The organism is Nocardia sp. FBN12 (genome assembly GCF_054031145.1).
Genome location: NZ_CM132926.1, coordinates 380,373 through 404,251 on the forward strand (window position 1 = coordinate 380,373; position 23,879 = coordinate 404,251).

The following is a 23,879-nucleotide window of genomic DNA, read 5'->3' on the forward strand; positions in this document are numbered from 1 at the left end:
GTGGCCGTTGTGGTGGTCACCGATTCGGCGGCGGGGTTGTCCGCTGACCTCGTCGCCGAGCTCGGTATCGACGTGGTGCCGTTGCACGTGCTCGTCGGTGAGCGGGAGATCCGCGAGGGCGTCGACCCGATCGAGATCGACTACACCGCCGACTCGGTCACCACCTCGGCCGCCTCGCCCGGTGAACTGCGCGAAGCCTACGAATACGCGTTGACCCGCAGCGACGGCGACGGTGTCGTGGCCGTCCACCTGTCGCGCCTGCTGTCGGCAACCTGGGAATCGGGCCGCCAGGCGGTGCGCGACATGGGCGCCGAAGACCGTGTGCGCGTGGTGGATTCGCTCGGCGCGGGCCTGGCCACCGGCTTGCCGGTGCTGGCGGCCGCCCGCAGGGCGATGGCCGGTGCTGCGCTGGACGACGTCTACGAGTGCGCGGTGTCGGCCGCGACCCGGTCGCGCACGTTCATCCTGGTCAACCGCACCGAGCAACTCCGCAAGGGCGGCAGGCTGAGCAGTGCCGCCGCGTTCTTCGGCAGCGAACTGGTGACGAAGCCACTGCTGCAATTGGTGGAGGGCAAGCTCGAAATGCGCGAAAAGGTGCGAACCCGATCGCGCGCCTACACCAAGCTGGTGGCCGCCGCGGTGGACGCGGCCGCGTCCGACGGTGCGGCGCTGGGCATCCAGCATCTCGGTGCCCCCGAGGCCGCCGCAAACATCGCCGCACAACTGCGTGAGCAGCTGCCGGAAGTTCGAGAACTGTACATCGCCGAGTTCGGCCCCGCACTCGGTGTGCACCTGGGCGTCGGCGCCCTCGGCGTCGCGGTACTGCCGGGCGGCTGTGTCTGATCGCGGCGGCTCAGAATCTCGCTGAGGGCAAACCGCACGCTGGTGATGCGGGTGCGCGCGAGGAACCTGCACTGAAGTCGTGATCGCTGGGGGATCTACGATTTCCCGATGACCGGATACGACGACTTCGACTATCTCGACGCCGCGAACCTGCCTCCCCGCAGGCAACACATTCTCGCCGTGATCAGGGATTCGGTGCAGGCCAACGGCTACGCGCCGAGCACGCGGGAGATCGCCGACGCGGTGGGCCTGCGCTCCACATCCACGGTCTCTCAACACCTGAAGGCCTTGGAGGAGGACGGTTTCCTGCGTCGCTCCGCCTCCATGGGCCGTCCCATCGACGTGCGCCTGTTCCTGCGTGGCGCGCCCGCCGCCGATTCCGACGCCTCGGTATCGGTGCCCGTTGTCGGTGACATCGCCGCGGGTGCCCCGATCCTGGCCGAGCACAACCCCGACGACGTCATGACCCTCCCGCGTGAACTGGTCGGCCGCGGCGAGGTTTTCGGCCTCCGGGTGCGCGGTGACTCGATGATCGACGCGGCGATCTGCGACGGCGATCTCGTCGTGATCCGCAGTCAGCGCGAAGCCGACTCCGGCGATATCGTCGCCGCGATGATCGGCGAGGAAGCCACGGTCAAGGTGTATCGCCGCCGCAACGGCCACGTCCACCTCGAACCGCGAAACCCCGCCTACTCCGTGATCGACGGCGACGAGGCAGTCATCCTGGGTCGCGTGGTGTCGGTGATGCGCCGAATCTGAGGTCGCTACGCCGGGCCGAACCAGTCCAGCGACTGGCCGTGCGGCCCGGCGAACGCCAACGGCTCGTCGTCGAGAGCGAGCACCAACCGGGCCGCCACGCTCTCGCGTCGCGGCAGCCGGTCGGCCAGCGAGCTGAGTACCCCGGTGCCCTCCTGCGAAATCCAGTGGCAGGGCAGGCCCCGCACTGTCGCGCGGAAGTCCGCCCGCGCCTCGGGCGAGAGGTAGCTGAGCACAGCACTGTGGAACACCACCACGGTGCTGTCGCGCGGTGCCGCGTGTACCAGTTCGGTGATCTTCTCGTTCAGATCGCCGGTGACGATGGTCGGTGGATCCGCCGCGGCGATCTCGCAGGCCGCGTTCAGCCGCGACAGCCGCTCGCCCTGACCCGGCCAGACGAGCGCGGACAGCCATTGCCGGTCGTCGCTGTCGCCGGGATCGAGCGGGTTCAGATCGACGCCCGCGCGATGGACGATTCGGGGGAGCCGGTCCGGGATCGGTACCGCCCCGGTTGTCTTGCAGGTCAGCACGACCGGTGACCGGCCGTCGGAAGGATCGAGCGCGGCACTGCCGTAGCGATAGCTGAAACGATCCGGATACAGGCACAGTCCGGCCGAGGCTCCGACCTCGATGAGTGACAGTGGTCCAGGTAGAAGTGCCAGTGCCGGCAGCAAGGTGGCTGCCCGGCCCGCCTCGTTCGTCTGCGTCCGCCGACGCAGCGCGGTCGCCGAGATCGCCGACCAGTTCTCGCGCAGCTGATCGCGGAACTCGCTGTAGGGAACCGCGATCGCGCCGTTCACTCGCGCGGCAGCCAGGACCAGGTTGGGTTGCTGCTTGTCCGTGGGCAACTGGGCGATCAGCGCCAGTACGTCCTGGTCCGTGCTGATGTCCAGTGCGCGCTGGTGATACAGCGGGGAATTGTCGCGTGCTTCGCGAAGTGCGAAGTCGCGGAATCGTTGTGCGAGTCCCATACGTCCATGAGTACTTCGATCCGGTCATGAGCGCACGGTATCTATTCGGGCAGGCCGATTCCGGGCTCGATGGCGCCTGAAGGGTGAGTTATCCACAGGGTCGGAGTTATCCACAGGTTTCTTCGGAGGCCAGGTCGGCGCGTGTTCGCTCGGTCGGCGCAGGCATAGCGTCGCTGCCATGTCACGACACGAAGAGCACGAGCGAGTACGGCAGCGGCTGGGTGGTCTGGCGGTCCGCGAGCGAGCACGACCGAGCAGCCGACCGCTGCGCGAGTCCGGGATGGCGGACGGGAACAGCGCTTCGGACTCTGATGATGGCGAAGGGCATTGGGACGACGACGAACTCGCACCGTCGTCGGGACCACCTGGTGCGGTGGGGACACCAGGGTGGCTCGAAGGTGGTGGAACGGGACGGCGAAACCGGCTGGTGCCCGAGCGCTTTCGGGAAGCGCGGCTGGATCCGGGCCGACGCGGTGCGCTGGTGCTCGGCCTGGTCGGGGTTATCGCTGTGGTGCTGACCGGTGTGATGGTGCTGCGCGATCAGCCGGTGGCGCGTGCGGTGCCGCCGGTGCCGGTGCCGGTGCTGCGGGCGGAGAGTGCTGCGGTACAGCCAGGACCGACTGCCGTGGTCGCGGCGATATCCGGGCAGGGCCCGTCCCCGAGCGCCGATGTCGTTGTCAGTGTGGTCGGCTTGGTCGAAAGCGCCGGGCTGCACAGATTGCCGGACGGCTCGCGGATTGCCGACGCCTTGGAGAAGGCAGGCGGTATCCGGGAAGGTGCCGACCTGGCAGGCCTGAATCTGGCTCAACGACTCGCGGACGGCGACCAAGTCGTCGTCGGAGCGACCGACCCACAGTCCGGCCAACCACGCGTCGGCAGCATCATGATCGGCGCGGGCCGTCCACCGGCGACTCCGTCGAGTACCGCAGGCTCGAACACCTCGCCTTCGAAGCCCGCGGGTTCGAGCACGGTGGGTTCGAGCACCAGCGCCGGTGCCGCGCCCGGCAATTCCCGCGTCGATCTGAACACCGCGACCGAAGCCGAATTGGACGCCCTGCCCGGCGTAGGCCCGGTCACCGCGACAGCGATCCTCGCGTGGCGCACCACCAACGGCCGCTTCACCGATGTCGCCCAACTCGGCGAGGTAGACGGCATCGGCCCGGCTCGCTTGGCCAAACTGCGCGACCTGGTGACGACATGATCCCTCCGCCGTGGCGTAACACCCAGTACGAAGTCCGGTGCACCGCAATCAATGGCAACCGGACGGTCGCGTTCGCGGAGGTGACCGCATGAACTGCCCGGTGTGGCCATGCGCGAGGAAGGAAAGTCGGCGCACCACAGACCGATCCGAGGGAGCGGTGGACGACTGCGCGTCGGCATCGGGGGACACCCGCCCGGCATGTGCGAACGGACTCGGCGAAATGCAGTGCCCTGCGGACGTGGCCACGGGGAATACGGACAGCGGCACGCACAGACGTGACGACCTGGCCGGCGGATGAGAGCAGCGCCGGGCGAGGGAGCAGTACGGGAGGAGCCGGAAGCGGAGGAGTCGAAGCCGCAGGTACTGGACATGCGGCTGGTACCTGCAGCGCTCGGGTGTTGGGCGGCGACGATCGTCGCGGTGACCGTGGGGTGGGTCGCGGGACTGGTGGTGGCGGTTGGTGCCGTGGTGGTGGCGATCGGGCTGTGGGTGGTGTTGCTGTGGGCGATGGCGCATCGGCGGGAGCGGTGGCGGGTTGTCGCGGTGGCCGGGTTGGCGACGATGCTGCTCGGGGCAGGCTTCGCGGCAGCGGGTGCTTGGCAGGAGCATCATGTGCGGTCGCACCCACTGCGAGAGTCGTTCGGGCGGTCGGTACACGTGCGCGCGGTGGTCACCGACGATGCGAAACCCATGCGCGCCGGTGGATTCGGTGGCGAACGTCGGTGGATTGTCCGTGCGGATCTGCGCGAATTCGGACAGGGCCAGGCGTGGACGCGGGCCGGCGGATCGATTGTGGTGCTCGCGCAGGGCAGTGAATGGGCCGAGCTGTCGCCTGGACAGATGGTGCGGTTCCGGGCGCAGGTGCGTGAACCGAACCGTGCCGACCTGACGGTGGCTACCTTGAACACCACTGATGCACCGAAGCGGATCGGTGCGCCGCCGTGGTGGCAGCGGATGGCCGCAAGTGTGCGATCGGATCTGGCCGACGCCTCAGCTCGGGCACTCCCGCCGGACGCCGCGGGGCTGCTGCCCGCACTCGTCGTCGGCGATACCGCCGCATTGCCCGACGATGTGCGCGATGCGTTCGAAATCGCTGGCCTGCAACATCTGTGCGTAGTCAGCGGCGCGAATTTCACCATAATCCTGACTGCGCTGCTCGCGCTCGCCCGACTGCTCACCGCCGGTCCACGGACCAGTGCCGCGGCGGCCGCGGTGGTGGTCGGGTTGTTCGTGGTGATCGCGCGTCCCGACCCGAGTGTGCTGCGCGCGGCGGCGATGGGTTCGGTGACGGTGCTTGCCCTGCTCACCGGCAGGCGAAAACAGGCGCTACCCGCACTGTGCGCGGCGGTGATCGGATTGCTCGCTGTCGCACCGCAATTGGCCGTGAGCGCCGGATTCGCACTGTCGGTGCTTGCCACGGCCGGCCTCATCCTGCTCGCGCCGAGCTGGGCGGACTGGTTGCGGGCGCGCGGTTGGTGGCGCGCACCAGCGGAGATCGTCGCGGTGTCGGCGGCCGCCTTCGTCGTCACCGTGCCGCTGATGGTCGCGTTGTCGGGACGGGTGAGCCTGGTCGCGATCGTGGCGAATGCGCTTGTCGCACCGGTCGTCGGGCTGATCACGGTGATCGGGGCGGTGGGCGCGGTCGTGGCCTGTGCGTGGGGCGATGCCGCGGTGTGGGTGCTGTGGTGCGCTCGGCCACCGATGTGGTGGTTGCTCGGCGTCGCGGATCGTGCGGCCGCCGTGCCAGGCGCCACGATGACGGTGCCGGGCGGCGCGGTCGGCGGTGGGGCCGCGACGGTGGTAGTCGTCGGGGTCGTGGCGGCACTGCGCTGGTCGCACACCCGCAGGCTCCTGGCGGTGGCAGCACTGGGCGTGTCCATCGTGCTGGTTCCGGTCCGCTTCTTGCAGCCGGGTTGGCCGCCGTCGGGCTGGGTGCTCGCGATGTGCGACGTCGGCCAGGGGGATGGATTGGTCTTGTCAGTCGCCCCGGCTGCCGCGGTCGTCATCGACGTCGGCCCCGACCCACGCCCGATTCGGACCTGTCTGGACCGCCTGGAAATCACCCACATCCCGCTCCTCGTGCTCACCCATCCCCATGCCGATCACATCAACGGGCTCGCCGGCGCCCTCCGCGGCCGTACCGTCGACGCGATAGCCACCGCGCCAGGCGAACTCCGCTCAGCGATCGCCAGCACATGCGCGGCGGCGAACCGAACGTCCGCGAACTCCGCCACGAGTCCGACGCGCCTCACCCAGGAGATCGGCTCGTCGCCGGACCACGAGAACGGAGTGGAGTCGTCGCACCGCGCCGGGGTCGCTGGATCATCCTCTAGGGCGTGGCAATCGAGCGTGGGTGCAGAGCCTCGGCCGACGGGAGATAACTCGGTGTGTCCGAGTGGAACACCGGGGGAGCGGGCTCCGATGCCTGAGGTGACGCCACCGGAACATGGCGTTGCACAGCGGGAGTCGCACGGTCACAGCGATGACACCGGTGGGGTCGAACGGGTGGCGGAGCTCGCCGGTGCGGCCGGGATCCCGCTGATGGAGCTCTTCGCCGGGCACGAAATGACGTTCGGCACAGTCGGTTTGCGGGTGCTGGCGCCGAGCCGCGCGGTGCCTGGTTCGCTGGCCGCGGACGAGGCCAACGATCGGTCACTGGTGATGCGGGCCCGGACGCCGGCCGGAACGATCCTGTTCACCGGTGACATCGAGGCCGAGGCGCAGGGGCGAATGGTGCGCGGTGGCGATGTCCGGGCCGACATCCTCAAGGTGCCGCATCACGGATCACGCACCACCACACCGGAATTCCTGCGTGCCGTCGGTCCACGTCTGGCCTTGGTCAGCGCCGGGGCAGGTAACACCTTCGGTCATCCGCACCCCACAGTGACCACCACCCTTGCCACGCTCGGCACCACGGTGGCTCGGACCGACCTCGACGGTGATGTCGTGATCGTGGGGACCGCCGCCGACCTGCGAACTGTGACGACCCGTCGACGGGTCCGTCGACGGGTCCGGCGCGGGAAGGCCGCGCGTGTCCGGTTGTCGGTGGGCGTACGTAGGATCGCGGAGGTGAGCGAACGCCCTGCCTCGGTGCATCTGGTCCTCGGAGACGAGGAACTGCTGGTCGAACGTGCGGTTGCGAAGGTGACCGCGCAGGTGCGGGCCTGTGCGCCCGACCCGGATTCGGTGCCGGTCGACAGATTGCGTGCCGGCGATGCCAGCACCGCGGAGCTGGCGGAGTTGCTCAGCCCGTCGCTGTTCGCCGAAGACCGGGTAATCGTGCTGGAGTCGGCGGCGGAGGCAGGCAAGGACGCGGTCGCGGTGATCACCGAGGCGGCGGCCGATCCGCCCGACGGTGTGGTGCTGATGGTCCTGCATTCGGGCGGCGGGCGGGCCAAGGCACTGGCGCCCGCGTTGCAGAAGAAGGGCGCGACCGTCCACGAGTGCGCCAAGCTCAACAAGGGTGCCGAGCGGGTGGAGTTCGTGCGTGGCGAGTTCCGGTCCCTCGGCGTCAAGGTGCCGACCGAGGTGGTTCAGGTGCTGCTCGAATCCGTCGGTTCGGAACTGCGCGAATTGGCCGCCGCCTGTTCGCAATTGGTGTCCGACACCGGTGGCAAGGTCGATGCGAACGCGGTTCGCCGCTACTACTCCGGCCGAGCGGAGGTCACCGGCTTCGACGTTGCCGACCTCGCCGTGGCAGGCGATCGACCCGGCGCGATGGAGGCTTTGCGCTGGGCCACCGACCGCGGTGTCCCGCACGTTCTCCTGGCCGATGCCCTCGCCGACTCCGTGCACACCATCGCCAAGGTCGGTTCAGCAGGCCGCGGCGACCCGTTCGCCCTCGCCCAAAAACTCGGCATGCCCCCTTGGAAGATCAAAAAGGCCCAAGCCCAAGCCCGCGGCTGGAATCCCACCACCATCGGCACCGCCCTCCAGGTAGTAGCCACCCTCAACGCCGACGTCAAAGGTGGCGCCGCCGACGCCACCTACGCCGTGGAGCACGCCCTCGCCCGCATCCTCGATCTCCGCGCCACCGGCTGAACCAGGCGCGGGTCTGTACCGTTGCGGTCGGCGTGCGCCAGTTCGCGGTGCAGGACCGGACAGCTCCGCTGCGGATTTCGCAGGACCTCGGCACCCGTCCCCACTGATGAGGCGCGCCGCACCTCCATCCAATCGGGATCGAATCGCGATGTCTGTTCGCTGTCACGGCTGGCACAGTTGATCATGCGATGGTTGAGCCGACGGGTCACCGGAACGGACAAGGCGGGCGCGGTCGACGCGGTCGGGGTTCGGCGGGGCGCGTCGCGAGGCAAGTAGTGAAGGTGGTCGCGGCCCTCTTGTCGGCCGCGGTAGTGGTGGTGACGGCGTATGGGTGGTCGACGGCGGGGAGCTTCGATGCGGGGTTCCTGCGGTCGGGGGCGATCGGGGACGACGCTCCGCATTCGCTCGGGGGTGATCTCAATATCCTGTTGATCGGGTTGGATACCCGGCGCGATCAGAACGGCAACGAACTGCCGGCCGAGGTCCTCGATCAACTGCACGCGGGTGACGGCGACGAGGGCGGGTACAACGCCAATACCCTGATCCTGGTGCATATTCCGGCCGCGATGAACAAGATCGTCGCGGTATCCATCCCTCGCGACGACTATGTGCCGGTGCGCGGCATCCCCGGCTACACCCACGCCAAGATCAAGGAGGCGTACGGGCTGAGGAAGGCGGCCGTGCAGGACCAGCTGATCGCGCGGGGAGTCACCGATCAGCGGAAGCTGGAACAGGCGGGCAGGGAGGCGGGGCGGGCCTCGACCGTGGCGGCGGTCCGCGATCTGACCGGAGTGCCGATCGACAGGTTCGCCGAGGTCACCCTCGCAGGGTTCTACGACCTGGCCGCCGCGCTGGGCGGGGTGGAAGTCTGCTTGAACTCCCCGGTCCGCGACGAGGCGTACTCCGGCGCCGATTTCCCCGCGGGCCGCCAGCACCTGAATCCCGCCCAGGCACTGGCCTTCGTCCGGCAACGGCACGGACTGGAGAACGGTGACCTGGACCGAACCCACCGTCAGCAGGCGTTCTTGACCTCGGTGGCCCGGCAGCTCCGCAGTGCGGGCACCCTCACCGACGCGGGCAAACTCTCGGCACTGATGGACGTGGCACATCGCAATATCGTGCTGTCGGATGGCTGGAACATGACCGAGTTCGTCCGCACCCTCGGCAACGCCGACGATCCACAGGTCGAATTCCGCACCCTGCCGGTGCTGCGCTACGACGTGATCAATGGCCAGGATGTGAACATCGTGGACCGGGCGGCGATCCGCCGCGAGATCGCCGCGGCCTTCGGCATGCCGGTTCCGGCCTCCACCACCAAGCGCACCGGACAACGCACCGAGCCCCCGGCCGCCTGGTCGGCGGAGTCGACAGCGGGCGCCTGGCAGACCAGCACGACCGCATCGGAGCCGGAGACTCCCGACGCGGGCAAGCCGGTCCGCAGCGACATCACCTCGGGGCAGGTGCCCTGCGTGAACTAGCTACTCGCCCGCGATGACGAGCGAGACATCCGCGTCCTCGTCGTCGTCCAGATCGTCGTAGCGGCCTTCCCACTCGTCGTACAGGGGAACCTCGTCCTCACGGGTGACGATCCAGGCGGCGCCGTAGCCACCGTCCTCGTCGGGCACCATCACATTTTCGACCTTGAGACCGATACCCAGGATCTCCGCCGCGCGGATCACCTCGGCCAGGTCATCGCCTCGTACCACCGTCTGATTCGCGTACACCGTCAACATGGCGCGAATGGTAGCCCCTCGAAGGGAACGACAAAAGCCGCCGTGGTCATCGAGGCCACGGCGGCTGCGTCTTGCGAAGTATTGCCAGCGAGCACCAGGCTCGCCGGGAATCAGATCTTGTTCAGAGCCAGCGCGAGCGCGGACTTCTTGTTGGCCGCCTGGTTGGCGTGGATGACGCCCTTGGACGCGGCCTTGTCGAGCTTGCGGCTCGCGAACTGCAGCTGCTGAGCAGCCTTTTCCTTGTCACCGCTGGAGGCAGCTTCACGGAAGTTGCGGATCGCGGTGCGCAGCGCGGACTTGACCGACTGGTTACGCTGACGCGCTTCCTCGTTGGTACGGATCCGCTTCATCTGAGACTTGATGTTGGCCACGCCTGTATCCTCTGGTTTCCTGTCGCTGGGTGGTATTCCTTGAAAGCTCGTCGGGCGCGCGCCCACGATGCAGCAGTTGGTGCTGAACTACAGGTAACACCGCGCCGAAGATCGAGGTTACCAGCTCGGCACCGCCCCGGCGAAATCGGCCCTCATCCGGCCGACCGGGGAGGCGACGCCGATTTCACCCGTTTCAGGTGATGCGAAGAATTTACCTGTGTCACACACGACCCTGCTGCCGGGTGATGCACAGTTTTTGTCATGACCTCCACCACTGCGCCGGGTTCGGCTCGATCTGCATCACCGGCCTTGGTGAGAACGAACGGGTTACCGGCTTCCACGCACACCGGTTTGTTCGAGGGATACGGGCCGGGCCGCTTCGCCGACGCGTTCGACGAGATGTTCGACGGGTCGGGAAAGGTGCGCGCGCCGTACAAGGGCATCCACGCCGCGATGGCGGCCAACGACGTCGACGACCTGGCCAAACGCTCCGATGCCCTGGACCGCGCGTTCATCGACCAGGGCATCACCTTCTCCCTGTCGGGTCAGGAGCGGCCGTTCCCGCTGGACCTGGTGCCCCGGGTGATCGCCGCCGCGGAGTGGGCCAAGCTCGAGCGCGGCATCAAACAGCGGGTCACCGCGATGGAGCTGTTCCTGGCCGACGTCTACGGCGAACAGAACATCCTGCGCGATCAGGTCATCCCCAAGCGCCTCGTGACCTCGTGTGAACACTTCCATCGCGAGGCCGCCGGGCTGGTGCCACCCAACGGCGTGCGCATCCACGTCTCCGGCATCGACCTGGTCCGCGACGAGAAGGGCGACTTCCGGGTACTCGAGGACAACCTGCGCTCGCCGTCGGGCGTCTCCTATGTGATGGAGAACCGGCGCACGATGGCCAGGGTCTTCCCCGACCTGTTCTCCTCGCACCGGGTCCGCGCGGTGGGCGACTATCCCGGCCACCTGCTACGCGCGCTGCGAGCCTCGGCCGCGCCCAACGAGGTCGACCCCACAGTGGTGGTGCTCACGCCGGGTGTGCACAACTCCGCCTACTTCGAGCATTCGCTGCTGGCCAGGCAGATGGGTGTGGAGCTGGTCGAGGGTCGCGACCTGTTCTGCCGCGACAACGTCGTCTACATGCGCACGACCGCGGGCGAGCGTCAGGTCGACGTGATCTACCGGCGCATCGACGACACCTTCCTCGACCCGATGCACTTCCGCCCCGACTCCGTGCTCGGCGTCGCCGGCGTGCTCAACGCCGCCCGGGCGGGCAACGTGGTGATCTCGAGCGCGGTCGGCAACGGCGTCGGCGACGACAAACTCATCTACACCTACGTGCCCAAGATCATCGAGTACTACCTCGGTGAGAAGCCGATCCTGCCCAATGTCGACACCTTCCGCTGCTGGCTCGACGACGAACGCGAGGAAGTGCTCGACCGGGTCGGCGAACTGGTGGTCAAACCGGTCGAAGGGTCCGGCGGCTACGGCATCGTGATCGGGCCCGACGCGTCGCCGCGCGAGCTGGACGCGATCAAGCGCAAGATCAAGGCCGACCCGCGCGGCTGGATCGCCCAGCCGGTGGTGCAGCTCTCGACGGTGCCGACCAAGATCGGTGACGATCTCGCCCCCCGCCACGTGGACCTGCGCCCGTTCGCGGTCAATGATGGTGACGACATCTGGGTGCTACCAGGCGGTCTCACCCGGGTCGCGCTGCCGGAGGGCTCGCTGGTGGTGAACTCCAGTCAGGGTGGCGGCAGCAAGGACACCTGGGTGCTGGCCGGGCGCGCGGGTTCGGTCGATCGGGAACTGGCCGGACCCGAACTGGTCAGCGAACCGCCGCAAGCGGATTCGTTCGAACTCGGCCGCGAACTCAGCACACCGCAGGCCAATCAGCAACAGCAGCAACAGCAGCAGACACAGCGGTTGATCGGGGACTAGAGACATGCTTGCTCGAAACGCCGAATCCCTACTACTGGATCGGCCGATACGTCGAGCGCGCCGACGACACAGCGCGCATTCTGGATGTGGCGGTGCATCAACTGCTCGAAGATGCCACCGTCGACGCGGACCGCACGTCGCGCGTGCTGCTCAAGGTGCTCGGGATCGAACCACCGGAGGGCCTGAGCTTGGACGTGTGGTCGGTCACCGATCTCGTCGCCTACAGCCACGACCACGGCGTCTCGATCAGTGACTCCATCACCAAAGCCCGCGAGAATGCCCGCGGCGCACGCGAAGTCACCTCGAGTGAGATGTGGGAGTGCCTCAATGCCACCTACAACGGCATGGCCGCGGCCGAGCGTGCCGCGCGTGGGCTGGGCCCGCACGAGTTCTTCTCCTACATCAAGGGCCGGGCGGCGATGTTCACCGGACTGACCGACTCGACCCTGAGCCGCGACGACGGCTACCGCTTCCTGCTACTCGGCCGGTCCATCGAACGCGTGGACATGATGGTGCGCCTGCTGCTCTCGCGTGCCGGCGACAAGACCTCCTCACCCGCCTGGGTGACGGTGTTGCGTTCGGCGGGCGCGCACGACACCTACCTGCGCACCCATCGCGGTGCCCTCGACGCTGCCAGGGTCGCCGAGTTCATCCTGATCGACCGCCTGTTCCCGCGTTCGGTATTCCACACGCTGCGCGTAGCCGAGGCCTGCCTGACCGAGCTCGATCAGCGACCCGGCAGCCGCGTCGGCGCCAGGCACGAGGCGCAGCGGGTGCTCGGACGCGCCCGCAGTGAACTCGAATTCCTGCCGCCGGGAGTGTTGTTGGAAGATCTGCAAGCCCGGCTGCTCGCACTGCAGAAATCGTGCCGTGAGCTCAGTGAAGCCGTGTCACGCCAGTACTTCCACGCCGCCCCGTGGGTGGCGTGGACCGATGTGCGCAGCAAGCAGGACAGCCGCGTGCAGGTAGAGGGAGAGCTATGAGTTGGCGGATCAGGGTGGTGCACACCACCGGTTATGTCTACGACGCGCCCGTGACGCGGTCGTTCAACGAGGCCAGGCTCACCCCGCGCGCCGACAGCAGACAGAACGTGATCCTCAATCGCGTCGAAACCGTGCCCGCCACAAGGGCTTACCGCTACACCGATTACTGGGGCACCGCGGTCACCGCCTTCGACCTGCACGCACCGCACACCGAACTCGAGGTGACCGGCTCGTCGGTGGTCGAGACCGAGCCGTTCGCCGAACCCACCGAGGAACTGAGCTGGGACGAGCTCTCGGGCGGGCGGGTGATCGACCGGTTCGACGAAATGCTCAGTCCCACCGCGTATGTCCCGCGCGATCGCAAACTGTCGACCGTGGCGCGTCAGCTCTCGCGTGGGGAGGAGCCCGCCAAGGCGGTGGTGCGCGCGGCCGAGTGGGTGCACAAGGAGATGGACTACATCGCGGGCACGACCTCGGTGCACACCTCGGCCCTGCAGGCCTTCGCCGAGCGGCGCGGCGTGTGCCAGGACTACGCGCACCTGACGCTGGTGTTGTTGCGCAGCATGGGAATTCCCAGTCGCTACGTGTCGGGATATCTGCACCCCAAGCCGGGTGCGCAGATCGGCGAGACGGTGGCGGGCCAGTCGCACGCGTGGATCGAGGCGTGGACCGGGCAGTGGTGGGGATACGACCCGACCAACAACCTCGCCGTCAACGAACAGCACGTGTCGGTGGGCGTCGGTCGTGACTACGCCGACGTGCCGCCGCTGAAAGGCGTGTTCTCCGGCGGCGGCTCGACGGACCTCGAGGTCGTTGTGGAGGTCACCCGCCTCGCGTAATGTCCGAGAGGCTCGTGCGGACCCCGCTCCCCGCGGGGATGATTCCTCCCGGAGAGGTGGCAGCCGATGTCTCCCACTGCACAGGAAATCGCCGAAATCGACGTCGTCCCCGAGCCGAAGAAGTGGGCGGCCGAGGGGCTCGGCACGTTCATCCTCGTGATCTGTGGCGTCGGCACCATGGTGTTGGCGGGTGATCGGGTAGGTCCGCTCGGTGTCGCCTTCGCCTTCGGACTGTCGCTGATGTTTCTGGTCTACGCGATCGGGCCGATCTCGGGCTGCCATGTCAACCCGGCTGTCACGCTCGGGCACATGCTGCTCGGGCGGATCAGCGCGATCGGGGCGGTCGGTTACGTCATCGCGCAGCTCGTCGGCGCGTTCCTCGCCGGGCTCGTGCTGTTCGCGTTGGCCAACAATCTGCCCGCCTACGACCGTCCCGTCGACGGCCTCGGCGCCAACGGCTGGGGCGCGCACAGTCCGTCGGCGGTGAGGGGGCCGCTCGGTGAGGTCGTCCTGCAGAACGGCTACGGCTTGGCCGCCACCATCATCATCGAGGTGATGCTCACCGCGCTGCTGGTGTTCGTGGTGCTGGCTTCGACCGATCAGATCTCCGATGTGCCGCTGGCCGGACTCTCGATCGGGGTCACGCTCACGGTGATCTACCTGGTCTCGCTGCCGATCGACAACACCTCGGTGAATCCGGCGCGCAGCCTCGGCGTCGCGCCCTATCAGGACGGGGCGATGGGGCAGGTGTGGGCGTTCATCGTGTTCCCGCTGATCGGCGGCGCGCTGGGGGCACTGCTCTACGGGCTGATCTTCGGCCGGTCCAAGGACGTGCACACCTAGGACCGAACAATCGAACCCCGATCCGAGGTGTTCGGATCGGGGTTCGATGTTGTTCAGCTCCAGCTGTATTCGGCGACCAACCGGTGCGCGACCAGGTCGAAGGTCTTGCGTTCGACGATCGCGCCCTCGCGCCGGATGCCGTCCTCCGGCACGTCGAGCACCCGGTCGAGGCGCACCCAGCTCGGCCTGCCGTCGTGATCCCACGGTCCGCTGCCGATCCCCACCCAGTTGCGGTCGTGGGCGCGGTCGGCCTTGGACGACAGCATCAGCCCGAGCAGGGTCTTGCGGTCGCGCCCGACCACCAGCACCGGCCGGTCCTTGCCATTGGTCGGATCCTCCTCGAACGGCACCCAGGTCCATACGATCTCGCCGGGGTCCGCGCGCCCGTCGAGCTGCGGGCAGTAGACGATCTGGCGGGCGCGGTGGGCGGTCGGCACGGGGGTCGAGGCCGTCGGGCGCACCGCCACGGCGGGTCCGGGCTTGGTCGACAGTGCGTCCACCAGCTTCTCGAGCAGTCGCGGCCCCTGCTTGCGCACGATTTTGGGCCCCTGCTCCTTGGCGATGACGCCTAGCTGCTTGCCGAGACTGTTCCAACTGCTGGCCATGAAGTGAAATATAACGCCGACTCACCCCGGGAGTGCACCCGTGACAGGGCACCGGTTCGGCGAAATGTGACGTCGACGCGCGCTCGGGCGCACCGGTGGCAAGGGCGTGGGTCCGTGCATGGGACGATGGGCCCAGTTCGCCTATACCCCGCGAGGAGTGGAGTGGCTTCCAGTTTTGCCGATACGACGTTCACCGATCCTGCCCGGATCCGGAACTTCTGCATCATCGCCCACATCGACCATGGCAAGTCGACCCTGGCCGATCGGATGTTGCAGCTGACCGGAGTGGTCGAGGATCGGGCTATGCGCGCCCAGTACCTGGACAGGATGGACATCGAGCGCGAGCGCGGCATCACGATCAAGGCGCAGAACGTGCGTCTGCCGTGGCAGGTCGACGGCACCGACCACGTGTTGCACCTGATCGATACCCCGGGCCACGTCGACTTCACCTACGAGGTCTCGCGCGCGCTCGAGGCCTGTGAGGGCGCGATCCTGCTGGTCGACGCCGCACAGGGCATCGAGGCGCAGACCCTGGCCAACCTGTATCTGGCACTGGAGAAGGATCTCACGATCATTCCCGTGCTGAACAAGATCGACCTGCCCGCCGCGGATCCCGATCGCTACGCGGCCGAGCTGGCCCACATCGTCGGGTGCGAGCCCGAAGACGTGCTGCGCGTCTCGGGCAAGACCGGCGTCGGTGTGACCGAACTGCTGGACAAGGTGATCGAGGCAGTCCCCGCGCCCGTCGGCGACGCCGACGCACCGGCCCGCGCGATGATCTTCGACTCGGTCTACGACACCTACCGCGGCGTGGTCACCTACATCCGCGTGGTCGACGGCAAGATCTCGCCGCGCGAGAAGATCAAGATGATGTCGACCGGCGCGACCCACGAGCTGCTCGAGGTCGGCATCGTCTCGCCCGAACCCAAGCCCACCCAGGGACTCGGCGTCGGCGAGGTCGGCTACCTGATCACCGGCGTGAAGGATGTGCGTCAGTCGAAGGTCGGCGATACCGTCACCAGCGCCCGCAACGGCGCCACCGAAGCCCTCACCGGCTACCGCGAGCCGCGCCCGATGGTGTACTCCGGCCTGTACCCGGTCGACGGCTCCGACTATCCGGATCTGCGCGACGCGCTCGACAAGCTGCAGCTCAACGATGCCGCGCTCACCTACGAGCCGGAAACCTCGGTGGCGCTCGGCTTCGGTTTCCGCTGTGGGTTCCTCGGTCTGCTGCACATGGAGATCACCCGCGAGCGGTTGCAGCGCGAGTTCGGTCTCGAGCTCATCTCCACCGCGCCCAACGTGGTGTACCGGGTGGAGATGGAGGACGGCACCGAACACGTCGTCACCAACCCGTCGTACTGGCCGGAGGGTAAGTCGCGGCACGTGTACGAACCCATCGTGAAGTGCACCGTCATCTCGCCGAGCGAGTTCATCGGCTCGATCATGGAGCTGTGTCAGCAGCGTCGTGGCGAGCTGGGCGGCATGGACTACCTGTCCGAGACCCGCGTCGAGCTGCGCTACACGATGCCGATGGCCGAGATCATCTTCGACTTCTTCGATCTGCTGAAGTCGCGTACCCGTGGCTACGCCAGCCTCGATTACGAAGAGGCGGGCGAGCAGGAAGCCGATCTGGTGAAGGTCGACATCCTGCTGCAGGGCGAGGCGGTTGACGCGTTCAGCGCGATCGTGCACCGCGACGCCGCGCAGGCCTACGGTCACAAGATGACCACCAAGCTGCGCGAACTGATCCCGCGTCAGCAGTTCGAGGTGCCGATCCAGGCCGCGATCGGCGCGAAGATCATTGCCCGCGAGAACATTCGGGCGATCCGTAAAGACGTGCTCGCCAAGTGCTACGGCGGCGATATCAGCCGTAAGCGCAAGCTCCTCGAGAAGCAGAAGGAGGGCAAGAAGCGCATGAAGACCATCGGTCGCGTCGAGGTCCCTCAGGAAGCTTTCGTGGCGGCGCTGTCGTCGGACTCGGACAAGCCGAAGAAGTAGGCACCACCACGAACTCAGGCGCCGGTGCTCATCGGCGCCTGAGCTATTTCCACCCGCAGCCGGACCCCGCCGAGCGGGCTGTGGTCGAGTTCGGCTGTGCCGGAATGCAATGCGGCCTGCTGGCGGACCAGCGCGAGGCCGAGGCCGGAGCCGGGGGAGCCCGGTCGTTTGGCGAAACGGTCGAAAGCGGTGGGCGACAGGTGTTCCGGAATGCCCGCGCCGTTGTCGTCGATGGTGATCTCGGCGCCTTCGGCGGTGGCTCGCGCCGCGACGGCGACCTCGGTGGCGTGCCCGTGCAGCACCGCGTTGGCCACGGCATTGGTGACGATCAGCATGATCCCGCCGGGCAAGCCGTGCACCGGAACCGGGTCGCAGGCGGTGAGGGTGACGTCGACGCCGGGATTCGCGCGGCGCGCGTTCTGCACCGCGCGGTCGAGGGTTTCGCACAGCTCGAACGGTTCGAACGCGCCCTGATCGGTGAGCTCGCCGACGGCAAGGCGTTCGAGATCGGTGAGGGTGCGCGCGATGTGGCCCTCGGCGGCCAGCACGTCGGCCAGGACGGCGCCGCGCTGGTCGGCGGGCAATTCGGTGCCTGCCAGCACCTGGAGGTCGGTGCGCATGGCGGTGAGCGGGGTGCGCAGTTCGTGGGCGCACACGGCCGCGAAGTCGCGGGCGCCGGCCAGCGCCTGGCGGGTCTCACCGTGCGCGGTCTCGAGGCGCGCCAGCATCCGGTTGATCGCGTCGGAGAGTTCCTCGGCTTCCTTGGCGCCGCGTCCGGACAGCGGCGGCAACTCGTCGAGGGTGTCGATCTCATGGGTGGCGGTGGCGAGCCTGCGCAGCGGGCGCGCGGCGAATCCGGCCAGCACCCAACCCAATACGGCCGCGACGAGCACTCCGGCCACGCCGATGCCGAGGCCGACCAGCTGGCTGCGGGTGATGGCGGCGTCGACGAGTTCGCGATCGGGATCGAGCCGCACCACCAGCCCGGGCGCGCCCTGCACCTGCGCCAGCGACTCGTCCGGCGGGGTGCCGGGTACCACGATCGTGTGCTCGCGCTGCAGGGGTGCGAGGACCGGCGGCCCCGGCACGGCCGGCGCCCCCGGATCGGACGGTGGATTCGCGAGATCACCGTCGAAGCGCTGCGCGACCTGCACCCGCATGCTGGATACGGTCTGATCGAGCTGGCTGGTACCCGCCACCTTCAGCAGCGCGCCATAGGTGAGACCGAGGGTGACCGCCACGATCGCGGCGACCACGGCAGATACCAGCGCGACCCGAACCCGCAACGACCACGAGGCCTTCACGGCTGATCTCGCAGCACGAACCCGACCCCGCGCACGGTGTGCAGCACCCGCGCGACACCGTCGGCCTCCAGCTTGCGCCGCAGATACGACACGAACACATCCACCACATTGGTGTCGGTCGTGAAGTCGTAGCCCCACACCGTCGACAGGATCTGCTCGCGCCCGAGCACGATCCCCGCATTGCGCGCCAGCATCGCCAGCAGCTCGAATTCCCGCTTGGTGAGGTCTACCGGTGACGAACCCGCGTGCACCCGGTGCCCGGTCAGATCGATCACCACCGCGCCGACTCGGATCGTGTCGGCCGAGGACGCCACGGTGACCGGCCTGCGCCGCAACAGCGCGTGCAGCCGCGCGACCAGCTCGCCCAGATCGAACGGTTTGGTCAGATAGTCGTCGGCGCCACGCTCGAGCGCGGCGATCCGGTCGGTGACGGCACTGCGCGCGCTGAGCACGCAGATGGGGATGTCGTTACCCATCGCGCGCAGGGCGGTGACCACGCCGACACCGTCCAGCTCGGGCATGTTCACATCGAGCACCATCGCGGCGGGAACGGCGGAACCCACCAGGGTGAGTGCGCGGGCGCCGTCGGGCGCGGTGATCACCTCGAAGCCCGAGAGTTCGAGGCCGCGCCGCAGCGACGCGAGCACGCGGACCTCGTCGTCGACGACCAAGATCTGCTGTCCCGTCATGCACTCACCCTAGTGATGTCCGTTGTTATCGCTGGTCAGAAGGGCTGTGCGGGCCGGCTGTCGGCCGAGCCGCTGCCCGGGACGACATCGCCGAAACCGCCGGGCGCAGGGACGACGACGCGGTCACCGTCGGGGTCGATCTGCCGGCATTCCACCGTTCCGTCCATGTGGGGTGCGGGGTTGCCCGGCACCGCGCGTTCGATGCGCAGCTGACGGGGCTGCTCGCCCGGCCGGCCGGGAACGACGTGCTCGAAGTGGGTATCCGGCTCGATGGTCAGCGGGGGCGGTCCTGGCACGTCGGTGCCCCCGGGCGCGGTGCAGATGATCGTGGTCGCTCGGCCGTCGCCGGGTCGGCTGCCCGGGTCGGCGGCGGCGACGCCGGTCACCGTGGCGGTGATCACGGCGGCGCCGCCGAGTAGTGCGGCGGCCTTGACGAGGTTGCGGGTGGCGATCATGGGCGGGCTCCTGACTGTGCGATTTCCGGCCTGCTCGGCCGGTGAGCCCGACGTTATGGCGCCGATCTTCACGCTCTGTTGAGCAATCGTTAGAGTTCTCTTGGAGTGCGGCGCCCCTGGTTCCCCGGGCTCGCCGAAAGATGTTGTTCGCCATAAGGTGAGTACCAACCGGCCTGCACGAAATGACAGGCCGACGGTCGAAAATTAGTGTTGGATGAGCCTGGACTTCGCCGCTGCATGTGGTGGGGGACCACAGCGATGCGAGTGTTGGAGCTTTGATGACGCGTGATCTGCCTTTCGATGACGGTGCCGCGCGCGCAGACGAGCCGGAGGGGTCCGACACGGCCTACCGGATCGCCAACGGCGTAGCCCGGGTGGCCAGGGCAGGCGCCTACGTCACCGGTGGCGCGCTGGTCGCGGCGAACGGGACCGCGCGCGAGCCGGGCACCAGCAATGCCGACAGCCGATACGCCGGCTGGTCGCAGCAGACCGCCTCCGCCGATCCGAGCCCGGACGCCCCGAGCCCGATCGTGACCTTCCCCGACCTGGCTGTCGAACCCGAGCCCGCGCCGGTGGTGCCGCATACCCCGGTCGTCGTCCCCCGGCCCGATGCCACCATGGTCGCCAAGCCCGACGAGTCCGACCGGCGCCCAGAGATTCCCGGCTCCGACGGCGATCGTGAATTCCGGATTCCCGGCAGTGACGAGCAGTCCAGCGGCATCGGCATTCCGGGCTACGGGAACACCCCGGCCGGACCAGGCCCCCACCCGCTGCCGGGCAACACTCCGGACCCCGGCTTCGACCTCCCCGGTTTCGAGGGTCTGCCCGGCCACGGCGATCTCCCCGGCTTCGATATCCCGGGGACGGGCGGCAACCTGCCCGGTTTCGACCTGCCGGGTACCGGCGGCACCCTGCCCGGTTTCGACGGTCTGCCGGGCGGTGGCATCGGCATTCCGGGCTACGACGGCTTGCCCGGACAGGGTTTCGGCACCCCGGGTTACGAGAGCGTCGGTATGCCGAGCGGCGATCCGGCCGACTCGCATGCCCCCGGCGGCATGTTCAACGGAATCGGCGACGTCTTCGACGGTATCGGCCGCACGGTCGACGGTGTCGGTGGGATGTTCGACGGGGTCGGCGCGATGGTGACCACCGACTGGCAGGTCGACGTCCACGTCGGGCTCGACGGGGTGTGGGCCACCTCGCAGATGAAGGTCGACGTGCAGGTCGGCCAGGTCGGCGATCAGCTCGACGATTACGGCCAATGGCTCGGTGACGGGCTGAAGGTCCCCGGCGACACCGCGGGCACCGCGCCGACCGGATCCGGCCTCGGCAACTCGTCGTCGGGTACCGGACTCGGAAATTCGTCGTCGGGTGCTCCCGGCCTGCCCGGATCGTCGCCGTCGGGCGTCGGCCTGCCGGGCGCGACAGCGCCTGCCCCGGCCGTCGTAGCGCCCGCCCCCGCCATCGCCCCGCCTGCCCCCGCGCCCGTCGCGGCGACGCCGTTCGCGCCGGCTCCCGCACCCGCCCCGGCGCCGATCGCCCCCGCGCCCGCGCCGCTCGCACCCGTCGCCCCCGCGCCGGTCGCGGTCAACCCCGTGGTCAGCACGCCGTTGCAGACCACCATCCAGCCCGACGTCGCCTCCACCCCGATCGCGAATGTGTTCGGCCAGCACGCTGTTTCGCCGCTGACCGCGCCCGCCGCCTCGGTACCCGCCCTGTTCACCCCGGCCACACCGACGAAACCCGTTGTGCTGCCCGAGGTCACCGGCGGTGGCCAAACGCCGACGACGGCGCCGGTGACCGTCCCGTCCAAGGTGCCGACGGTCGACATCGAGACCCCGACGACGGTCAAGGTGCCCTCGGTCACGGTCCCGACCGTGCCCGACATCACGAAGACACCGATCACCGTGTCGCCGACCGGTCCGGCCAAGCCGACCACCCCCGACGACGACTTCACCACCAAGCCCGGCACCGGCGGCGTGACGACACCCTCGACGGGCGACGTGACGACACCGTCGACGGGCGGCACCACGCCGTCGACGGGCGGTGGCACGACTCCGTCGACCGGCGGTGGCACGACTCCGTCGACCGGCGGTGGCACCACGCCGACCGTCGATGTCCCGAGCCAGACCACCCCGCACACGACCGTGCCGGTGCCCACCCAGCAGCCGACGGCGCCGACCAAGCAGCCGACCGTCGACATCGATCCGCCGAAGGTGGTCACTCCGCAGACGACCGTCGCACCGGTAAAACCCCCGGTCATCGAGACCAAGCCGATCGCCGCGGAGTTCGACCGGCACGACGGCGGCTACCATGGCGTTTCGGCCGGTTTGTTCGATACGGGTCTCGGCGGCGGCGATCCGCTCGCCGGCGCGTTTCCCGTCGAGCACCACGGGTATGACTTCGTGGTCTGAACACGACGATCTCGGCCGTGTTGATGCAACGAGAGTGAGGAACAGTTGTCTGCCGCAGCCGGACTGCAGACCGCGACGGTGAAGCATCCGGATGTGATGGCTCCCGTGATCGCGCTCGTCGACGAACTGCGGGAGCTGGTCCGTTCGGGCGGCCGCAACGATCTCGATGCCCGGCTCGGCATGGTGCGGGCCAGACTCAGCGATCCGCGGGTCCGGATCGTCGTCGTCGGTGAGCCGCAGGCGGGGATGAGCACGCTGGTCAACAGCATGGTCGGGTCCCCGGTCAGCGCCACCGAAGGCAGCCCGAGCGTGCCGGTGATCGTCGAATACGGCCAGGCGCCGAAGGCGACCCTGGTGAAGTCGGCGCCGGGTGGCCGGGTCGAACGAGTGCCCGTCGACCCGCTGAACCCGCTGCCCGCGCTGACCACACTCGGCGTACTGCGCGCCGAGTTCGCCGAGCCGAGTCGGCTGCTGGCCGACGGACTCGTCGTGATGGACGCGCCGGGTTCAGCCGCCCACGAGGCTGCCGCGTGGTCGATGATCGCCGCCGCCGACGTCGTCCTGTACGCCGCCGACGCCGCCGCCGAACTCACCGAGGCCCAGCTGGACTACCTGCGCCGGGTCGAGCGAGTGTGCCCGTCGGTGGTCTGCGTGCTCACCAAGATCGACCGCAATCCGCACTGGTCGCTCACCCAGCGGCGCAATCGCGCGCTGCTCGACGATGCCGGGCTGAACTTCGCGGTGGCGCCCGTGTCGGGTCTGCTGCACCGCGAGGCCACCGAGCGCGGAGACCAGCAGCGCGATGCCGAGTCGGGCGTGCCCCAGCTCATCGATCATCTGCGCGAATATGTTGTGGCCCAGGCTGATTCGGTGGCGGTGGCGGCCGCGGTGCGCGATATCGCGCTGATCACCGACCAGCTCACCGTCACCCTGCGGGCCGAGTCCGACACGCTGCGCGATCCGCGCAGGCGTGCCGAGATCACCCAGCGCCTTGCCGCCGCGCGCACCACCGCCGATCAGCTGCGTCAGCGCACTGCCACCTGGCAGGTCACCCTCGTCGACGGTAGTTCCGAGCTCAGCGCCGATATCGAGCACGATCTGCGGCATCGGCTGCGCAGTCTGGTCCGGGAGGCCGAGTCCGAGATCACCCGCACCGATCCCGCCCGCAAGTGGTCGGATTTCGCGTCCGAACTCGACGCGCGGATCTGCGAGGCGGTGGAGGAGAACTTCGTGATGGCGCACTACCGCGCCGTCGAGCTCACCGAGCAGGTGGCCTCGAAGTTCCCGCCCGACAACCGGACTCCGCCGCTGCCCGAACTGCGACTCACCAACCCCGGCGAGGTCCTCGAGCCGGTGCAACCGCTGGAACCCCTCGAAAGCGCCAAAGCCGGAGTGGGACAACAGCTGCTCACGGCGCTGCGTGGTTCCTACGGCGGCATCCTGATGGTCGGTCTTGCCACCAGCCTGCTCGGCATGTCACTGGTCAACTGGTACTCCGCGGGCGCGGGCGTGCTGCTGGGCGTGAACGCGCTGTGGGACGACCGCAAGAACCGCAAACAGCGCAGGCAGGCCGAGGCGAAGGTGGCGGTGGCCCGGCTGGCCGACGACGTGATCTTCCAGGTGGGCAAGGAATCACGCAACCGACTGCGCTCCCTGCAACGGGTGCTGCGCGACCACTACACCGAGATCGCCGCCGAAGTGGGCCGTACCGCCGACGAGGCACTGCGCGCCGCCGAGGAAACCGGTCTGCGCTACGGCGATCATCGTGAACTGCGCATCACCGAGATCGACGCGGGTCTGCGCACGGTGGCCGGGCTGCGCGCCCGCGCCGAACGACTCTCCTATTGAGGCGTTCGGCCCGGGTGGTCGAACATGTTGTCCCGCACGGAGTTCGG

The 23,879-nt window shown here is 68.5% G+C and carries 18 protein-coding genes and 2 pseudogenes; 13 read left to right on the forward strand and 7 right to left on the reverse strand.

What is annotated here, in order from left to right; all coding sequences use genetic code 11:
* Together ACWZHB_RS02075 and lexA are read left to right on the forward strand one after the other, a co-directional pair.
* A complete protein-coding gene (locus tag ACWZHB_RS02075; RefSeq protein ID WP_427906247.1) occupies positions 1-843 on the forward strand; it encodes a DegV family protein in 843 nt (280 codons plus the stop codon).
* A gap of 108 nt (positions 844-951) precedes the next feature.
* The gene (gene lexA / locus ACWZHB_RS02080; RefSeq protein WP_427906248.1) at positions 952-1,602 is read left to right on the forward strand and encodes a transcriptional repressor LexA; all 651 of its coding nucleotides are present in this window, start codon (positions 952-954) and stop codon (positions 1,600-1,602) included.
* A gap of 5 nt (positions 1,603-1,607) precedes the next feature.
* On the opposite strand, the gene ACWZHB_RS02085 is transcribed toward lexA, so the two are convergent.
* Positions 1,608-2,570 carry a DUF2332 domain-containing protein gene (locus tag ACWZHB_RS02085; RefSeq protein ID WP_427906249.1) on the reverse strand — a complete coding sequence of 321 codons (963 nt, stop codon included), beginning with the start codon at positions 2,568-2,570 and terminating at the stop codon, positions 1,608-1,610.
* Between the two features lie 178 nt (positions 2,571-2,748).
* Between ACWZHB_RS02085 and ACWZHB_RS02090 the strand changes: the two genes are divergently transcribed.
* The 4 genes and pseudogenes from ACWZHB_RS02090 (at position 2,749) to ACWZHB_RS02105 (ending at position 9,290) form a co-directional block, all read left to right on the forward strand.
* On the forward strand, positions 2,749-3,771 hold the full coding sequence (locus tag ACWZHB_RS02090; RefSeq protein ID WP_427906250.1) for a ComEA family DNA-binding protein: 1,023 nt from the start codon (positions 2,749-2,751) through the stop codon (positions 3,769-3,771).
* A gap of 369 nt (positions 3,772-4,140) precedes the next feature.
* Positions 4,141-5,892: pseudogene (locus ACWZHB_RS02095) on the forward strand (ComEC/Rec2 family competence protein); the annotation flags it as partial.
* A gap of 948 nt (positions 5,893-6,840) precedes the next feature.
* Complete coding sequence (gene holA, locus ACWZHB_RS02100) at positions 6,841-7,812, forward strand: DNA polymerase III subunit delta (RefSeq protein ID WP_427909050.1); 972 nt, start codon at positions 6,841-6,843, stop codon at positions 7,810-7,812.
* Positions 7,813-8,093: 281 nt separating this feature from the next.
* Positions 8,094-9,290, forward strand: coding sequence for an LCP family protein (locus ACWZHB_RS02105; RefSeq protein ID WP_427906251.1), 1,197 nt, complete (start codon positions 8,094-8,096; stop codon positions 9,288-9,290).
* Here the strand turns inward: ACWZHB_RS02105 and ACWZHB_RS02110 are convergent, their stop codons facing one another.
* The gene (locus ACWZHB_RS02110; RefSeq protein WP_427906252.1) at positions 9,291-9,545 is read right to left on the reverse strand and encodes a hypothetical protein; all 255 of its coding nucleotides are present in this window, start codon (positions 9,543-9,545) and stop codon (positions 9,291-9,293) included. It abuts the gene before it with no gap.
* 110 nt (positions 9,546-9,655) lie between these two features.
* Positions 9,656-9,916, reverse strand: a complete 261-nt coding sequence (rpsT, locus tag ACWZHB_RS02115; protein ID WP_266298552.1) for a 30S ribosomal protein S20 — start codon at positions 9,914-9,916, stop codon at positions 9,656-9,658.
* Positions 9,917-10,177: 261 nt separating this feature from the next.
* On the opposite strand from rpsT, the gene ACWZHB_RS02120 reads away from it, so the two are divergent.
* The 4 genes and pseudogenes from ACWZHB_RS02120 (at position 10,178) to ACWZHB_RS02135 (ending at position 14,516) form a co-directional block, all read left to right on the forward strand.
* Positions 10,178-11,851 (forward strand): circularly permuted type 2 ATP-grasp protein, encoded by a 1,674-nt coding sequence (locus tag ACWZHB_RS02120; protein ID WP_427906253.1) that lies wholly within the window; start codon positions 10,178-10,180, stop codon positions 11,849-11,851.
* A 4-nt stretch (positions 11,852-11,855) separates the two neighbouring features.
* Positions 11,856-12,834: pseudogene (locus ACWZHB_RS02125) on the forward strand (alpha-E domain-containing protein).
* A complete protein-coding gene (locus tag ACWZHB_RS02130) occupies positions 12,831-13,673 on the forward strand; it encodes a transglutaminase family protein (RefSeq protein ID WP_427906254.1) in 843 nt (280 codons plus the stop codon). Before ACWZHB_RS02125 ends, ACWZHB_RS02130 begins: the two are co-directional and overlap by 4 nt.
* Positions 13,674-13,739: 66 nt before the next feature.
* On the forward strand, positions 13,740-14,516 hold the full coding sequence (locus tag ACWZHB_RS02135) for an aquaporin (protein ID WP_427906255.1): 777 nt from the start codon (positions 13,740-13,742) through the stop codon (positions 14,514-14,516).
* A gap of 53 nt (positions 14,517-14,569) precedes the next feature.
* On the opposite strand, the gene ACWZHB_RS02140 is transcribed toward ACWZHB_RS02135, so the two are convergent.
* Positions 14,570-15,121, reverse strand: a complete 552-nt coding sequence (locus ACWZHB_RS02140) for a type II toxin-antitoxin system PemK/MazF family toxin (RefSeq protein ID WP_427906256.1) — start codon at positions 15,119-15,121, stop codon at positions 14,570-14,572.
* 126 nt (positions 15,122-15,247) lie between these two features.
* Here ACWZHB_RS02140 and lepA point away from each other — a divergent pair, with 126 nt between their 5' ends.
* Positions 15,248-17,122 carry a translation elongation factor 4 gene (gene lepA, locus ACWZHB_RS02145; RefSeq protein WP_427906257.1) on the forward strand — a complete coding sequence of 625 codons (1,875 nt, stop codon included), beginning with the start codon at positions 15,248-15,250 and terminating at the stop codon, positions 17,120-17,122.
* A 14-nt stretch (positions 17,123-17,136) separates the two neighbouring features.
* Here the strand turns inward: lepA and ACWZHB_RS02150 are convergent, their stop codons facing one another.
* Genes ACWZHB_RS02150 through ACWZHB_RS02160 form a run of 3 tightly spaced genes read right to left on the reverse strand, consistent with a single transcriptional unit; the run spans position 17,137 to position 19,570 of the window.
* On the reverse strand, positions 17,137-18,426 hold the full coding sequence (locus tag ACWZHB_RS02150) for a HAMP domain-containing sensor histidine kinase (RefSeq protein ID WP_427906258.1): 1,290 nt from the start codon (positions 18,424-18,426) through the stop codon (positions 17,137-17,139).
* The gene (locus tag ACWZHB_RS02155; protein WP_427906259.1) at positions 18,423-19,115 is read right to left on the reverse strand and encodes a response regulator transcription factor; all 693 of its coding nucleotides are present in this window, start codon (positions 19,113-19,115) and stop codon (positions 18,423-18,425) included. The genes ACWZHB_RS02150 and ACWZHB_RS02155 overlap by 4 nt, the downstream gene beginning before the upstream one ends.
* Positions 19,116-19,150: 35 nt before the next feature.
* Positions 19,151-19,570, reverse strand: a complete 420-nt coding sequence (locus ACWZHB_RS02160; RefSeq protein WP_427906260.1) for a hypothetical protein — start codon at positions 19,568-19,570, stop codon at positions 19,151-19,153.
* Between the two features lie 278 nt (positions 19,571-19,848).
* On the opposite strand from ACWZHB_RS02160, the gene ACWZHB_RS02165 reads away from it, so the two are divergent.
* A complete protein-coding gene (locus tag ACWZHB_RS02165) occupies positions 19,849-21,984 on the forward strand; it encodes a hypothetical protein (protein ID WP_427906261.1) in 2,136 nt (711 codons plus the stop codon).
* 45 nt (positions 21,985-22,029) lie between these two features.
* The gene (locus ACWZHB_RS02170) at positions 22,030-23,832 is read left to right on the forward strand and encodes a P-loop NTPase family protein (protein WP_427906262.1); all 1,803 of its coding nucleotides are present in this window, start codon (positions 22,030-22,032) and stop codon (positions 23,830-23,832) included.
* The last annotated feature ends 47 nt before the right edge of the window (positions 23,833-23,879 follow it).

Bases quoted from the DNA above. Each gene is read 5' to 3' on its own strand.
- ACWZHB_RS02085 (WP_427906249.1), bottom strand. From the start codon at position 2,570: ATGGGACTCGCACAACGATTCCGCGACTTCGCACTTCGCGAAGCACGC.
- ACWZHB_RS02130 (WP_427906254.1), top strand. From the start codon at position 12,831: ATGAGTTGGCGGATCAGGGTGGTGCACACCACCGGTTATGTCTACGAC.
- ACWZHB_RS02155 (WP_427906259.1), bottom strand. From the start codon at position 19,115: ATGACGGGACAGCAGATCTTGGTCGTCGACGACGAGGTCCGCGTGCTC.
- lexA (WP_427906248.1), top strand. From the start codon at position 952: ATGACCGGATACGACGACTTCGACTATCTCGACGCCGCGAACCTGCCT.
- ACWZHB_RS02135 (WP_427906255.1), top strand. From the start codon at position 13,740: ATGTCTCCCACTGCACAGGAAATCGCCGAAATCGACGTCGTCCCCGAG.
- ACWZHB_RS02140 (WP_427906256.1), bottom strand. From the start codon at position 15,121: ATGGCCAGCAGTTGGAACAGTCTCGGCAAGCAGCTAGGCGTCATCGCC.
- ACWZHB_RS02120 (WP_427906253.1), top strand. From the start codon at position 10,178: ATGACCTCCACCACTGCGCCGGGTTCGGCTCGATCTGCATCACCGGCC.
- ACWZHB_RS02110 (WP_427906252.1), bottom strand. From the start codon at position 9,545: ATGTTGACGGTGTACGCGAATCAGACGGTGGTACGAGGCGATGACCTG.
- lepA (WP_427906257.1), top strand. From the start codon at position 15,248: ATGGGCCCAGTTCGCCTATACCCCGCGAGGAGTGGAGTGGCTTCCAGT.
- ACWZHB_RS02165 (WP_427906261.1), top strand. From the start codon at position 19,849: ATGACGCGTGATCTGCCTTTCGATGACGGTGCCGCGCGCGCAGACGAG.
- ACWZHB_RS02160 (WP_427906260.1), bottom strand. From the start codon at position 19,570: ATGATCGCCACCCGCAACCTCGTCAAGGCCGCCGCACTACTCGGCGGC.
- ACWZHB_RS02090 (WP_427906250.1), top strand. From the start codon at position 2,749: ATGTCACGACACGAAGAGCACGAGCGAGTACGGCAGCGGCTGGGTGGT.